The organism is Paracoccus fontiphilus (genome assembly GCF_017356265.1).
GTDB classification, from domain to species: domain Bacteria; phylum Pseudomonadota; class Alphaproteobacteria; order Rhodobacterales; family Rhodobacteraceae; genus Paracoccus; species Paracoccus fontiphilus.
Genome location: NZ_JAFNAW010000004.1, coordinates 1 through 13472, shown reverse-complemented (window position 1 = coordinate 13472; position 13472 = coordinate 1). Strand labels below are relative to the sequence as shown.

Annotated in this window: 14 protein-coding genes; 10 read left to right on the top strand and 4 right to left on the bottom strand. The window is 65.4% G+C overall.

The genetic code is table 11. From position 1 onward, the window contains the following. Positions 1-24: 24 nt before the first annotated feature. The 4 genes from nrdE to J0F76_RS02540 all read right to left on the bottom strand — a co-directional run bounded on the left by nrdE (position 25) and on the right by J0F76_RS02540 (position 3187). Positions 25-2148: a class 1b ribonucleoside-diphosphate reductase subunit alpha gene (nrdE, locus tag J0F76_RS02555; protein WP_207465382.1), complete on the bottom strand. Its 2124-nt coding sequence runs from the start codon at positions 2146-2148 to the stop codon at positions 25-27. Next, on the bottom strand, positions 2133-2582 hold the full coding sequence (gene nrdI, locus J0F76_RS02550; protein WP_207465380.1) for a class Ib ribonucleoside-diphosphate reductase assembly flavoprotein NrdI: 450 nt from the start codon (positions 2580-2582) through the stop codon (positions 2133-2135). Before nrdI ends, nrdE begins: the two co-directional genes overlap by 16 nt. Positions 2583-2587: 5 nt before the next feature. Then, positions 2588-2809 carry a glutaredoxin-like protein NrdH gene (nrdH, locus tag J0F76_RS02545; RefSeq protein WP_207465377.1) on the bottom strand — a complete coding sequence of 74 codons (222 nt, stop codon included), beginning with the start codon at positions 2807-2809 and terminating at the stop codon, positions 2588-2590. A gap of 234 nt (positions 2810-3043) precedes the next feature. Continuing rightward, a complete protein-coding gene (locus J0F76_RS02540) occupies positions 3044-3187 on the bottom strand; it encodes a hypothetical protein (RefSeq protein WP_207465375.1) in 144 nt (47 codons plus the stop codon). An 88-nt stretch (positions 3188-3275) separates the two neighbouring features. Between J0F76_RS02540 and J0F76_RS02535 the strand changes: the two genes are divergently transcribed. The 10 genes from J0F76_RS02535 to ppk2 all read left to right on the top strand — a co-directional run bounded on the left by J0F76_RS02535 (position 3276) and on the right by ppk2 (position 13313). Then, the gene (locus J0F76_RS02535) at positions 3276-4508 is read left to right on the top strand and encodes an aromatic ring-hydroxylating oxygenase subunit alpha (RefSeq protein WP_207465373.1); all 1233 of its coding nucleotides are present in this window, start codon (positions 3276-3278) and stop codon (positions 4506-4508) included. Positions 4509-4515: 7 nt separating this feature from the next. Further along, positions 4516-5592 carry an FAD-binding oxidoreductase gene (locus J0F76_RS02530; RefSeq protein ID WP_207465371.1) on the top strand — a complete coding sequence of 359 codons (1077 nt, stop codon included), beginning with the start codon at positions 4516-4518 and terminating at the stop codon, positions 5590-5592. A 274-nt stretch (positions 5593-5866) separates the two neighbouring features. Continuing rightward, positions 5867-8755 carry a monovalent cation/H+ antiporter subunit A gene (locus tag J0F76_RS02525; RefSeq protein ID WP_207465369.1) on the top strand — a complete coding sequence of 963 codons (2889 nt, stop codon included), beginning with the start codon at positions 5867-5869 and terminating at the stop codon, positions 8753-8755. Then, positions 8755-9099, top strand: a complete 345-nt coding sequence (locus J0F76_RS02520) for a Na+/H+ antiporter subunit C (RefSeq protein ID WP_207465367.1) — start codon at positions 8755-8757, stop codon at positions 9097-9099. The genes J0F76_RS02525 and J0F76_RS02520 overlap by 1 nt, the downstream gene beginning before the upstream one ends. Next, positions 9096-10736 (top strand): monovalent cation/H+ antiporter subunit D, encoded by a 1641-nt coding sequence (locus tag J0F76_RS02515; protein ID WP_207465365.1) that lies wholly within the window; start codon positions 9096-9098, stop codon positions 10734-10736. The genes J0F76_RS02520 and J0F76_RS02515 overlap by 4 nt, the downstream gene beginning before the upstream one ends. Continuing rightward, the gene (locus tag J0F76_RS02510) at positions 10733-11218 is read left to right on the top strand and encodes a Na+/H+ antiporter subunit E (protein WP_207465364.1); all 486 of its coding nucleotides are present in this window, start codon (positions 10733-10735) and stop codon (positions 11216-11218) included. The genes J0F76_RS02515 and J0F76_RS02510 overlap by 4 nt, the downstream gene beginning before the upstream one ends. After that, the gene (locus J0F76_RS02505) at positions 11215-11496 is read left to right on the top strand and encodes a K+/H+ antiporter subunit F (RefSeq protein ID WP_207465362.1); all 282 of its coding nucleotides are present in this window, start codon (positions 11215-11217) and stop codon (positions 11494-11496) included. The genes J0F76_RS02510 and J0F76_RS02505 overlap by 4 nt, the downstream gene beginning before the upstream one ends. Further along, positions 11493-11861, top strand: a complete 369-nt coding sequence (mnhG, locus tag J0F76_RS02500; RefSeq protein ID WP_207465360.1) for a monovalent cation/H(+) antiporter subunit G — start codon at positions 11493-11495, stop codon at positions 11859-11861. Before J0F76_RS02505 ends, mnhG begins: the two co-directional genes overlap by 4 nt. Next, positions 11861-12325, top strand: coding sequence for a hypothetical protein (locus J0F76_RS02495; protein WP_207465359.1), 465 nt, complete (start codon positions 11861-11863; stop codon positions 12323-12325). Before mnhG ends, J0F76_RS02495 begins: the two co-directional genes overlap by 1 nt. Before the next feature lie 82 nt (positions 12326-12407). Continuing rightward, complete coding sequence (gene ppk2 / locus J0F76_RS02490; protein ID WP_207465350.1) at positions 12408-13313, top strand: polyphosphate kinase 2; 906 nt, start codon at positions 12408-12410, stop codon at positions 13311-13313. The last annotated feature ends 159 nt before the right edge of the window (positions 13314-13472 follow it).

The following is a 13472-nucleotide window of genomic DNA, read 5'->3' as shown; positions in this document are numbered from 1 at the left end:
GGGCAGACAGCCCCCCGGCTTCGCTTACAAGGTGCAGGACACGCAGCCCTGGACCTCGGTCCCTTCAAGCGCGGTCTGGCGCAGGCGGATGTAGTAGATCGTCTTGATGCCCTTCTTCCACGCGTAAATCTGGGCGCGGTTGATGTCGCGGGTCGTGGCCTCAGCCGGGAAGAACAGCGTCAGCGACAGGCCCTGGTCCACGTGCTCGGTCGCGGCGGCATAGGTGTCGATGATCGCCTCGGGGCCGATCTCGTAGGCGTCGCGATAGAAGTCCAGGTTCTCGTTCGACATGAAGGCCGCCGGGTAATAAACGCGGCCGATCTTGCCTTCCTTGCGGATTTCGATTTTGGAAACAATAGGGTGGATCGAGCTGGTCGAATTGTTGATATAGCTGATCGAGCCGGTCGGCGGCACAGCCTGAAGGTTGCGGTTGTACAACCCGTGCGTCATCACGTCGGCCTTCAGCGCGGCCCAGTCGTCCCGCGTGGGTAGCGTCACCCCTTCGAACACCCGCGCCACGTCCGGCAACACCGGCAGCCAGTCGCGGTCGGTATATTTGTCGAAGAACGTGCCGTCCGCATATTTCGACTTGTCGAAATCCTTGAAGGTCCGGCCATGTTCCTGCGCCAGCAGGTTCGACGCGCGGATCGCGTGGAAGGCCACGGCGGCAAAATAGACGCTGGTGAACTCGACCCCCTCGGGCGATCCGTAATGAATCCGTTCGCGCGCCAGGAAGCCATGCAGGTTCATCTGGCCCAGACCCACGGCATGGGCCTCGTCATTGCCGCGCCGGATGGACGGCACGGCGTCGATCGCCGACATTTCCGAAACGGCAGTCAGGGCGCGGATCGCGGCCTCGATGGTGGCGCCGAAGTCCGGGCCGTCCATGGTCGCCGCGATGTTCAGAGACCCAAGATTGCACGAGATGTCAGTGCCCAGGTGCGAATAGCTCAGATCCTCGTTGAACTCGGAGGCCTCGTTCACCTGCAGGATCTCGCTGCACAGGTTCGACATGGTGATGCGGCCATGCACGGGGTTGGCACGGTTCACCGTGTCCTCGAACATGATGTAGGGATAGCCGGATTCGAACTGGATCTCGGCGATGGTCTGGAAGAACTCGCGGGCGTTGATCTTCTTCTTCTTGATGCGCTTGTCGTCCACCATCTCGGCATATTTCTCGGTCACCGAGATCTCCGAGAACGGCACGCCATAGACCTTCTGCACGTCATGCGGCGAGAACAGGTACATGTCGGCGTTCTTCTTGGCCAGTTCGAAGGTGATGTCGGGGATCACCACGCCAAGGGACAGCGTCTTGATGCGGATCTTCTCGTCCGCGTTCTCGCGCTTGGTGTCCAGGAAACGCATGATGTCGGGATGGTGCGCGTTCAGATAGACCGCCCCCGCCCCCTGCCGCGCGCCAAGCTGGTTGGCATAGGAGAACGAATCCTCCAGCAGCTTCATCACCGGAATGACGCCGGACGACTGGTTCTCGATCCCCTTGATCGGCGCCCCGGCCTCGCGCAGGTTGGTCAGCATCAGGGCCACGCCGCCGCCGCGCTTGGACAGCTGCAGGGCCGAGTTGATGGACCGCCCGATGGATTCCATGTTGTCTTCCAGCCGCAGCAGGAAACACGAGATCAGCTCGCCCCGCGACTTCTTGCCGGCGTTGAGGAAGGTGGGCGTCGCGGGCTGGAAGCGGCCCGACAGCATCTCCTCCATGAAGCGCATCGCCAGCGCCTCGTCGCCCCGCGCAAGCGCCAGGGCCACCATCACCACACGGTCCTCGTAGCGCTCCAGGTAACGCTGCCCGTCGCGGGTTTTCAGCGTGTAGCTGGTGTAATACTTGAACGCGCCCAGGAAGGTCGGGAAGCGGAACTTGCGCTTGAAGGCGGCGTCCCAGATCGCGCGCTGGAAGTTCCTGGAATACTGGTCCAGGACTTCGGGCTCGTAATAGCCTTCCTCGACTAGGTAATCCAGCTTCTCGTCCAGCGAATGGAAGAAGACGGTGTTCTGGTTGACGTGCTGCAGGAAATACTGGCGCGCGGCCATGCGGTCGGCGTCGAACCGGATGCGCCCGTCGGCGTCATACAGGTTCAGCATCGCGTTCAGCGCGTGGTAGTCCAGTTCTGGCTTCAAACCGTCAAGCATTCCATCCCCCGGAATTGATGAAGGCCCGCGCGGACCTTTTGAATATCTGTGTCAGACCCCGCCAGCTCGAACCGCCAGAGCACGGGGACATTGCATTTTTCCGCGATGACGCGGGCCGACAGGGCATAGGTCGCGCCGAAATTGCGGTTGCCCGTGCCGATCACCCCGCGCAGCCAGGCGCGGCGGCGGGGATCGTTCAGGAAATGGATCACCTGCTTGGGCACCGCGCCGCGCCCCTCTCCGTCCGCATAGGTCGGGCAGATCAGCACGAAGGGCGCATCGACAGGCGGCATGGGATCGGCCGGCCGGATCGGAATCCGCAGCGCGGGCAGGCCAAGGCGCGCGACGAAGCGCGCCGTGTTCCCCGAGGCCGAGGAATAATAGACCAGCCCGTAGGGCGGGGTTTCACCCCGCCATGCCCCGCCCGCCGCCATGGCGATCAGGCCAGCCGGCCGATCATGTCGGGCCGGAAGCCCGCCCAATGCGCATCGCCCGCGATCACCACCGGAGCCTGCCGATAGCCGAGCGCGGTCACGCGCTCCATCGCCGCCGCGTCCTCGGTCAGGTCGATGACGTCGTAGGACAGCCCGCGGGCGTCCAGTGCACGGGTCGTCGCGGTGCATTGCACGCAGGCGGGTTTGGAATAAACGATGATGGTCATGCCCACTGCTCCTTCTGCTTTGGGCAGGGTCAGACAGGCCGCAGGACAAGTCCCCCGAACCGCTCTGTCAGGCCTGCTGCCCGGTGTCGTTTTCCTGTCATGGCCAGCCTTGGCCCCGGACCTTCCGGTCAGACTGCCCTGCCAGCCATCGGCTTGCCAAGGAGGTCGTTCCTGCGTGATCCGGCCGCCCTCTTAGCTGTTGCATATCGACAACCGCAAGGGGGCATCACCACATCATCTAGCCATATTTGCCAACGGCACGTCAACATGTTGACAGGCGATTCGGTTTCTGACTTGGAGGAAAAACATCGCTGTTGCTTTTTCGGTACCACCTGCCGCCGTGTATTTCAGCATGGCAGCCAGCCATGTCTCAATCATGCGTCACAAGGTCGCAATTCTGCCATTTTTGCGCCGCAATGCGTCTAACTTGCACCCCATAGCAGCCAGCACCTCCATGGGTCCAGACATGAACACGACCTCGACCGCCAGCCTGATCGCAGAACGCGTTCCCGGCTTTTCCCTGCCGCGCGAGTTGTATTGCGGCGAACAGGCCTTCCAGGACGATCTGGAACAGATCTGGTATCGCGAATGGCTGTTCGCGCTGCCATCCTGCGAGATCCCGAAGACCGGCAACTTCGTCACGCTGAACGTCGGCGCCTACCCGGTGATCGTGGTGCGCAGCGGCGACGGCCGCATCCGCGCCTTCCACAACGTCTGCCGCCACCGCGGCCAGCGGCTCTGCGCCAAGACGAACGGGTCGAACCCGAAACTGGTCTGTCCCTATCACCAGTGGACCTATGACCTGGACGGCAAGCTTCTGTATGCCCGCGACATGGGCGAAGGTTTCGACGCCAGCAAATACGGGCTGAAGCCGGTCCATTGCGTCGACTTGGGCGGCATGGTCTTCATCTGCCTGGCCCAGATCCCGCCCGCGATCAACGACCTGGCGGCGAACCTGACGCGGTATGTCGCGCCAAGCGCCATCGCCGACAGCAAGGTCGCCTTCACCTCGACCATCATCGAGAAGGGCAACTGGAAGCTGGTGATGGAAAACAACCGCGAGTGCTATCACTGCGGCGGTTCCCACCCCTCGCTGTGCCGGACCTATTCCGACGATCCGCTGATGACGGTGATGGAGGGGCCGAACTCGGCCTCGCCCGAGATCCTGGACCACTGGGCGCGCTGCGATGCGGCGGGCCTGCCCGCGCGGTTCACCAACACGCCCGACATGCAGTGGCGCATGGCCCGCGTGCCGCTGATGGACAACCAGGAAAGCTTCACCATGTCGGGCAAGGCCGCCGTGTCGCGGCGGATGGGGACGATCCCCTGGAACGACGCGGGCAGCCTGATGTTCTATCACTTCCCGTCGTCCTGGAACCACTTCCTGCCCGACCACGCCATCGTGTTCCGCATCCTGCCCATCAGCCCCACCGAAACCGAGGTGACGTCCAAATGGCTGGTCCACAAGGACGCGGTCGAGGGCAAGGATTACGACCTGAAGGCCCTGACCGAGGTCTGGCTGAACACCAACGACGAGGACCGCCAGGTGGTCGAGGAGAACCAGCGCGGCATCCTGTCGCCCGCCTATCAGCCCGGCCCCTATTCGCCGACGCAGGAAGCGGGCGTCATCCACCTGATCGACTGGTATTGCGGGCTGATGTCCCGCCGCCTGACCCCGACAAGCGTCGCGGCGGAGTAAGAAGCGCATGAAGAAGCCACGCCTGAACTGGGCCGCCGAACCGTGGTCCGACGACGAGCATCTGGAATGCGCGATGGTGGTTCCCGAAACGGCGGATGCCGCCACCTTCACCTTCCGGGCGCCGTCGGGGGCGTGGTTCGATTACCAGCCCGGGCAGTTCGTCACGCTGGACCTGCCCCTGCCGTCCGGCAACGTGCAGCGGACCTACACGATCAGCTCCAGCCCGTCGCGGCCGCTGTCGATCAGCGTCACGGTCAAGGCGCAGCGCACATCGCTGGCGACGCGCTGGATGCTGGACCACCTGCGGCCGGGAATGCGGATCAAGGCCTATGGCCCGTCGGGGATCTTTTCCAGCCATCGGCACCCCGCGAAGAAGCACCTGTTCATCTCGGCCGGGTCGGGCGTCACGCCGATGATGTCCATGACCACCTGGGCCTGGGATTCGGGCGAGATGCCGGACATTGTCTTCGTCCACGCCGCGCGCTCGCCCTCGGACATCATCTTCCGCCGCCGCCTGGAACAGTTCGCCGACCGCGTGCCCGGCCTGCAACTGCGCTTCACGGTGGAAGAAAACGACCCCTTCACCGCGTGGACCGGCTATCTGGGGCGCCTGAACCAGATCATGCTGGGCCTGATGGCCCCCGACTACCTGGAACGCGAGGTCTTCTGCTGCGGCCCGGAACCGTTCATGCAGTCCGTGCGCGACATGCTGATCGCGCTCGGCTTCGACATGGACCACTATCACCAGGAAAGCTTCGGCGCCCCCATCAAGACCGAGGCCGACGCCCCGGTGATCGAGGATGTCGTTCCCGAGGAAGGCGCAAAGGCGCAGATCACCTTCACGGCCAGCGGCGTCACCGCGCCCTGCGCGGAAACCGACACCGTCCTGGCGGTCGCCAAGCGGTCGGGGCTGAACATCCCGTCGGGCTGCACCTTCGGCCTGTGCGGCACCTGCAAGATCCGCAAGACCTCGGGCGAGGTGCACATGGTCCACAACGGCGGCATCAGCGACGAGGACATCGAGGACGGCTATATCCTGGCCTGCTGTTCCCACCCCATGGGCAGGATCGAGGTCGAGGTCTGACGCGGGCCGGTCCCCAACGTTGACACAGGCGCCTCGGTTCGCAGCCGAGGCGATCTGCCGCAGCCTGCGGCGCGGCCTGTGGGCGGATAACAGAAAAGTTGGAAAAATCCCCGGATTGCGGCCAATCCGGCCTTGATCTTGACCGGCACGAAAGGCATTCGGTTTCAAACCCCCGAACGCCCGGCGTCGCTTGTTCCCCCTTCACACGGAACAAGATCCGGACAGGCATGTCCGGGGGACGCGATGCAGTTATCAGGGCGAGGGCAAGGCAAGCATGGCCGAACACAATCTGTTCCTGTTGTTGGCCTTTCTTCCCTTCGCGACCTCGCTGATCCTGCTGACCATGCCCCAGACGGCGCGGGGCGCATCGACCTGGCTGGCGGCCTTGTCGCTGGCTGCCGGGCTGGCGATCCTTTTCGGCTTCCGTCCCGAGATCCAGTCGGGCAACGTCATGCGCGCCAGCCTGCAATGGATTCCCTCGCTGGGCATGAACATGGCGCTGCGGATGGACGGCTTCGCCTGGCTGTTCGCGACGCTGGTGCTGTCGATCGGCGTCCTGGTCGTCATCTATGCCCGCTACTACATGGCCGAAAGCGACAGCCTGCCGCGCTTCTTCGCGCTGCTGATGGCCTTTACCGGGGCGATGCAGGGCATCCTGATCTCGGGCAACGTGCTGGTCATGGTCGTGTTCTGGGAAATGACCTCGCTGATCTCGTTCCTGCTGATCGGCTTCTGGCACGGCGGCGCCGCCGCGCGGGACGGGGCGCGGACGGCGCTGATCGTGACGGCCCTGGGCGGGCTCTGCCTGCTGGTGGCGATGCTGATGCTGGGCCATGCCGCCGGCAGCTATGACCTGGGGATGATCCTGCGGGCGGGCGACAGGGTCCGGGCGCACCCCTTCTACGAACCGATGCTGGCGCTGTTCCTTCTGGGCGCCTTCACCAAGTCGGCGCAGTTCCCGTTCCACTTCTGGCTGCCCGGCGCCATGGCCGCGCCGACCCCGGTATCGGCCTTCCTGCATTCCGCGACCATGGTGAAGGCGGGCGTGTTCCTGCTGATCCGCTTCTCGCCCGTCCTGGGCGGGACCGAGGCCTGGTTCTTCGCCGTCACCGGCGCAGGGGTCGTCACGCTGATCCTGGGGGCGGCGGTCGCGCTGTATCGCCATGACCTAAAAGGGCTGCTGGCCTATTCGACGATCAGCCACCTTGGCCTGATTACCGCGCTTGCGGGGATCGGTGGGCCGGTGGCGATCCTGGCCGCGATCTTCCACATCTGCAACCACGCGGTCTTCAAGGCATCGCTGTTCATGGCCGCGGGCATCATCGACCATGAAACCGGCACGCGCGACATGCGCCGCCTCAGCGGGTTGATGCGGCCCATGCCGATCACCGGCACGCTGGCCATCGTCGCCGCCGCCGCCATGGCGGGGGTGCCCCTGCTGAACGGCTTCCTGTCCAAGGAGATGTTCCTGGCCGAGGCCGTGGATTGGCACAACGGCACCTGGCTGGACAACGCCCTGCCCTATTTCGCCATCGTCGGCAGCAGCCTGTCGGTCGCCTACTCGCTGCGCTTCATCGCGACGGTGTTCTTCGGCCCGCAGGCGACCGACCTGCCGAAAGCCCCGCACGAACCCCCCGCCTGGATGCGCCGCCCGGTCGAACTGCTGGTCTTTGTCTGCCTGCTGGTCGGCATCTTCCCGGCGCTAACCCTGGGAACGGTCATCAACACCGCCGCCCGGTCAGTCGCGGGCGCCGGGATGCCCTATTACAAGATCGCGATCTGGCATGGCGTCAACGCGCCCCTGCTGCTGAGCCTGATCGCCCTTGGGGTGGGAACCCTGATCTACCTGTCCAGCGCCAAGGCCATCGCCCAGGGCCCCGAGGGTCCGTTCCTTCTGCATCGCCTGCGCGGCCAGCGGGTCTATGACTGGCTGCTGTTCCGCCTGACCTGGCGGCTGCCGCGCCTCGCGCTGCGCATCTTCTCGACCGAAGCCCTGCAGCCTCAGTTGCGCCTGCTGGTCCTGACCGCCATCGCGGTGGCCTGCGGGTCGCTGTGGGGCGTGCTGAGCTTTGCGGACGATCTGCGCCTGCACGCGCCGAACCCTGCCTTCGCCCTGCTGTGGCTGGTGGGCGCGGCCTGCGCCATCGGCGCCGCATGGCAGGCCAAGTATCACCGCTTCGCGGCCCTTGTCCTGCTGGGCGGCGCAGGCGTCGTGACCTGCCTGACCTTTGCCTGGTTCTCGTCCCCCGACCTGGCGCTGACCCAGTTGCTGGTCGAGGTCGCGACAACCGTGCTGCTGCTTCTGGGCCTGCGCTGGCTGCCCAAGCGCCGGTCCGAGATCGCGGCCGACAAGCTGCTGCCCGCCAAGATCCGGCGCGGCCGCGACCTGGTCATCGCCATTGTCGGCGGCACCGGCATCGCCGCGATCGCCTTCGCCCTCATGACGCGGCCGCTGATCAGCAACGTGGGCGACTGGTTCCTGGGCAATGCCTATTACGAGGGCGGCGGCACGAACGTCGTCAACGTGATCCTTGTCGATTTCCGCGCCTTCGACACCTTCGGCGAGATCACCGTGCTGGCGATAGTGGGGTTGACGATCTTCGCCCTGCTGCGCCGCTTCCGTCCCGCGCCCGAAAGCGTCGAGGCCCCCTACCAGCAGACGCTGGACAACACGCCCACGCTGGACGACTACCTTTACGTTCCCTCGGTCATCATGCTGTGGATGTTCCCGCTGCTGATCCTGGTGTCGGGCTACTTCTTCTTCCGGGGGCACGACCTTCCGGGCGGAGGCTTTGCCGCCGGCGTGACGCTGGCGATCGCCTTCCTGGTCCAGTACATCGCCACGAACGTGCGCTGGGTCGAGGCGCGGATCACCGTGCTGCCGATCCGCTGGATGGGCATCGGCCTGCTGATCGCCGTCGCGACCGGCATGGGCGCCTGGCGGTTCGGCTATCCGTTCCTGACCGCCCATGCGCGCTATGTGCATGTACCGCTGGTGGGCGAGGTGCCCGCCGCCACCGCGCTGCTGTTCGACATCGGGGTCTTTGCCACCGTCGTGGGCGCCGTCGTCCTGATGCTGGTCGCCATCGCCCACCAGTCGCTGCGCGCCAGCCGGATGCGCGAACAGGACGACGCCGCCGCTGCCCGGAAGGAGACCGCCTGATGGAAATCATCCTGTCCGCCGCAATAGGCATCCTGTCGGCCTCGGGCATCTGGCTGGTGCTGCGCCCGCGCAGCTTCCAGGTGGTGATCGGCCTGTGCCTGCTGTCCTATGCGGTCAACCTGTTCATCTTTTCCATGGGGCGGCTGACGCCCGGCGCACCGCCGATCATGCCAAAGGGCGGCTTTGTCGACCCGACGCGCTATGCCGACCCGCTGCCGCAGGCGCTGGTCCTGACCGCCATCGTCATCAGCTTCGCCACCACCGCGCTGTTTCTGGTGGTGATGATCGCGTCCCGCGGCATGACCGGCACCGACCATGTCGACGGAAAGGAGCGCAGCCAGTGATCAACGAACACCTGATCATCGCGCCGATCCTGATCCCCTTCGTCACCGGGGCGCTGATGCTGCTTTACGACGACCGGCAGCGGGGCGCGAAATTCTGGCTGTCCACGATCTCGGCCGCGTCGCAACTGCTGATCGCGGTCGAGCTTGTGGTCCGCGCCAAGACCGGCGGCGACATCAGCGATGCCGAGGGCATCAGCTTCTACCTGCTGGGCGACTGGGCCGCGCCTTACGGCATCGTCCTGGTGCTGGACCGGCTGGCCGCGATGATGCTGGTGCTGACCGCGCTGCTGGCGATCCCGTCGCTGGTCTATGCCCATGCCGGATGGAACCGGCAGGGTTCGCATTACTTTTCCATGTTCCAGTTCCTGCTGATGGGGTTGAACGGCGCCTTCCTGACCGGCGACATCTTCAACCTGTTCGTGTTCTTCGAGATCCTGCTGGCCGCGTCCTACGGCTTGTTGCTGCACGGATCGGGGCAACTGCGGGTGCGGGCCGGGATGCACTATATCGCCATCAACCTGGCGGCATCGCTGCTGTTCCTGATCGGCGTCAGCCTCATCTACGGGGTCACGGGCACCCTGAACATGGCGCATCTGGCGAACCTGATCGCCTCGGTCGCGCCCGAGGATCGGCCGCTGCTGCACGCGGGCGTGGCGATCCTGTCGGTGGCGTTCCTGGTAAAGGCGGGAAGCTGGCCCCTGTCCTTCTGGCTCCCCACCGCCTACATGGCCGCCGCGGCCCCGGTCGGCGCCATGTTCGCGATCATGACCAAGGTGGGCGTCTATGCGATCCTGCGCCTGTCGATGCTGCTGTTCGGCGAAACCGGCGGGCCGTCCACCAGCTTCGGCGCCAGCGTCCTGATCCTTCTGGGCATGGCCACGATCCTGTTCGGGCTGCTGGGGCTTCTGTCCTCGCAAAGCCTGGGGCGGATGGCGGCGCATTCGGTGCTGATCTCGTCGGGGACGGTCCTGGGCATCACCGGCTTCGCGCTGGCGGGCGGTGGTCCGGCGATGCTGTCGGGCGCGCTATATTACCTGATCGGGTCGGTCCTGGCGACCAGTGCCCTGTTCCTGCTGATCGAGCCCATGAACCGCGAGGATGGCGGCATCGCCGCGATGCTGGCCTTGACGGCGGACGCCTATGGCCTCGACGACACCGACCTGGACGAGGTGCCGGACACCGCGCTCGCCATGCCGGCCATGACCGTGCTGGGCATCTGCTTCGCGCTTTGCGTGCTGATGCTGGCGGGGCTGCCGCCCTTGCCGGGCTTTGTCGGCAAGGTTGCCATCGTGCAGGCCCTGATCGCGCAGACGGCCCTGCCCGCAGGCCTTGCCTGGTCCTTCATCGGGCTGCTGATCCTGTCGGGCCTGGCCACGCTGATCGGCATGGCCCGGATCGGCATCCAGACCTTCTGGGCCAACGACGCCACCCTGCCCCGCGTCCTTGCACTGGAGGTCGCCCCGGTGATCGCGCTTCTGGTGGTGCTGGCCCTGACCAGCCTCAAGGCCGAGGCGATGCTGCGCTATACCTCGGGCACCGCGCGCGCGCTGCATGACACGGCCGCCTATGCCTATGGCGTCTTCGCCACCCCCCGCGCCGCCGACCGGCCCAAGGAAGACGAGGGTTCCGAGCCATGACCAGGCTGATCCCCCATCCCGTCCTGTCCACCACGCTGGTCGTGCTGTGGCTGATGCTGACGCGATTCTCGCTGGGCTACCTGATCCTGGGAACGGCCCTGTCGCTGGTCGCAGGCTGGGCCATGTCCGCCCTGCATCCGTCGACCCCGCACGTGCGGCGCTGGGCCGTCGTGCCCCGGCTGGTCCTTGTCCTGTTCTGGGACATCATCCGATCCAACCTCGCGGTCGCGCGCCTGCTGCTGACCGAGGGGCGCAACGGGCGCCGTTCGGCCTTTGTCCAGATCCCGCTGACGATCACCGACCAGACGGCGCTGGGGTTCCTGGCGATGATCCTGACGGCGACCCCCGGCACGGCCTGGGTCGAATACGAGACGGACAGCGGCATCCTGACGCTGCACATCTTCGACGGCTCCGAGGTCCAGCACTATCGCGATGTCGTCGGCAAGATCTACGAGCCGATGCTGATGGAGATCTTTGAATGAGCGAAATGATCCTGACCATCGCCCTGGGCTACGCACAGGTGACGCTGGCGCTTGCGGGCTGCCTGGTCGGCACGCGCATCCTTCGCGGCCCGCGCGCGCAGGACCGGGTGCTGGCGCTTGACGCGCTTTACGTCTCGATCATGCTGCTTCTGGTGGTGACGGGGATGCGCCTGGGGACGGCCTTCTTCTTCGAGGCGGCGACCGTCATCGCCATCATGGGCTTCGTGACCTCGGTCGCGCTTGCCAAGTTCCTGTTCCGTGGCGAGGTGATCGAATGAGCCCGTTGCAAGCCGTCCCGCTGGCCGTCGCGATCCCCGTCGCCCTTCTTGTCGTCCTGGGCTCCACCCTGACGCTGATCGGCGCCCTGGGCTTTGCGCGGCTGTCGACCTTCTATGACCGGCTCCATGCCCCGACGCTTGCGACAAGCTGGGGGACGGGCGGGGTCATCATCGCCTCGGCGCTGATGTTCACCGTTCTGGAAGGCCGGCCCGTGGTGCATGAATTCGTCATCGGCATCTGCATCGTCGTGACAACCCCCGTGACGCTGATGATGCTGGCGCGCGCCGCCCTGCAACGCGACCGCTCGGAAGGCGCGGACGGGCTGCCCGCCACCGGCGGCGAGACCCCGCCCGAGGATCGGTGATGCGCGCGGCCGTTGCCCTGGCGGCCTGGCTTGCCGCCGCGGCGGCAGGTCTGGCCGACGCGCCGCTGATCGTCCTGGACCAGAGCCGCCTGCCCTTCGACCTCGGCCCCGGCCATCCGGCGAACAATCCGGCAAGCCCGGCCAATTCCCCCCATGCGGCGTGGAACTCGTCCGGCAACACCGCCAACGCGGGCACGACATGGCAGAACCGTCCGTCGAACCCCGAGAACGAGGAACGGCTGATCATCACCGCGGACGGCGGCGTCCTGGGCTATTACGCGACCAATCCGGGCGGCGTCCTGAACCTGTTCGACGTGAACGGCCGTCGCGTCGCCTATCGGCCCGCCGGCGGAACGCGCAGCCTTTTCACCGTGACGGGCCAATGGTGCGGCACCGTGGACGGCGGCCGAAGCAACTTCGTGCTGGCGGTCACCCCGGCCTGCATCAAGCGCTTCGGCCGCTAGGCCTGTCGCGCAGGGAACACCCGGCCGCCGCAAAGTCGTTACAATTCCGCCTTAGACGGGCCTTCCATCGCGAGGTTAGACCATGAACCAAGAACCCAAGGACTGGCTGGAAGCCGAGCTTCTGGAAACCCTGGACGAGGATTACGAGATCGAGCTGGAAGACGCCGTCCTGTCCGAGGAAATCCGGCGCATCTATCGCGAAAAGCGGCCCGACCAGATGGACCGCAAGCTGTATTTCCGCGAACTGCTGCGCCTGCAGACCGAACTGATCAAGCTGCAGGACTGGGTCAGCCACACCAAGGAAAAGGTCGTGGTGATCTTCGAAGGCCGCGACAGCGCCGGCAAGGGCGGCGCGATCAAGCGCATCAGCCAGCGCCTGAACCCCCGCGTGGTCCGCACCGTGGCGCTGCCCGCCCCGTCCGACCGCGAGAAGACGCAGTGGTATTTCCAGCGCTATGTCCCCCACCTGCCCGCGGGCGGAGAGATCGTGCTGTTCGACCGCAGCTGGTACAACCGCGCGGGCGTCGAACGCGTGATGGGCTTCGCGACCGACGACGAGGTGGACCAGTTCTTCCAGGACGTCCCGGAATTCGAACGGATGCTGGTCCGGTCCGGCATCCGGCTGGTGAAATACTGGTTCTCGATCACGGACGAGGAACAGCAGCTTCGCTTCCTGATGCGCATCCACGATCCGTTGAAGCAATGGAAGCTGTCGCCGATGGACCTGCAGTCGCGCGTCCGCTGGGAAGCCTATACCAAGGCCAAGGAGGACATGCTGGAACACACCAACATCCCCGAGGCGCCGTGGTACATCGTGCCCGCCAACGACAAGAAGCGCGCGCGCCTGAACTGCATGAGTCACCTGCTGAGCCTGATCCCCTATGGCGATGTCCCGCACGAGGAGGTGACGCTGCCCGACCGCGTCTTCAATCCCGACTATGAACGCGATGTCCTGTCGCGGGACCTGTATGTGCCGCAGCGTTACTAGGAAGGTGGGATACAACGGCCGGTTTAACAAAGGCTAGCCCCGCCCTTATTCCTTGAATGACGGCGGCATTAGCCTATGGTCCGTGGACATTCGTGGTTTCCCCACCGGCTGATTTCTGATTCAAACTCCCCAAAGGGAGGTCTGAATGGACGAGCAGCG

Coding starts and splice junctions, on each gene's coding strand:
- J0F76_RS02535 (WP_207465373.1), top strand. CDS start 3,276: ATGAACACGACCTCGACCGCCAGCCTGATCGCAGAACGCGTTCCCGGC.
- nrdE (WP_207465382.1), bottom strand. CDS start 2,148: ATGCTTGACGGTTTGAAGCCAGAACTGGACTACCACGCGCTGAACGCG.
- mnhG (WP_207465360.1), top strand. CDS start 11,493: ATGAGCCCGTTGCAAGCCGTCCCGCTGGCCGTCGCGATCCCCGTCGCC.
- J0F76_RS02505 (WP_207465362.1), top strand. CDS start 11,215: ATGAGCGAAATGATCCTGACCATCGCCCTGGGCTACGCACAGGTGACG.
- nrdH (WP_207465377.1), bottom strand. CDS start 2,809: ATGACCATCATCGTTTATTCCAAACCCGCCTGCGTGCAATGCACCGCG.
- J0F76_RS02510 (WP_207465364.1), top strand. CDS start 10,733: ATGACCAGGCTGATCCCCCATCCCGTCCTGTCCACCACGCTGGTCGTG.
- J0F76_RS02540 (WP_207465375.1), bottom strand. CDS start 3,187: ATGATTGAGACATGGCTGGCTGCCATGCTGAAATACACGGCGGCAGGT.
- J0F76_RS02525 (WP_207465369.1), top strand. CDS start 5,867: ATGGCCGAACACAATCTGTTCCTGTTGTTGGCCTTTCTTCCCTTCGCG.
- nrdI (WP_207465380.1), bottom strand. CDS start 2,582: ATGGCGGCGGGCGGGGCATGGCGGGGTGAAACCCCGCCCTACGGGCTG.
- J0F76_RS02495 (WP_207465359.1), top strand. CDS start 11,861: ATGCGCGCGGCCGTTGCCCTGGCGGCCTGGCTTGCCGCCGCGGCGGCA.
- J0F76_RS02530 (WP_207465371.1), top strand. CDS start 4,516: ATGAAGAAGCCACGCCTGAACTGGGCCGCCGAACCGTGGTCCGACGAC.
- J0F76_RS02520 (WP_207465367.1), top strand. CDS start 8,755: ATGGAAATCATCCTGTCCGCCGCAATAGGCATCCTGTCGGCCTCGGGC.
- ppk2 (WP_207465350.1), top strand. CDS start 12,408: ATGAACCAAGAACCCAAGGACTGGCTGGAAGCCGAGCTTCTGGAAACC.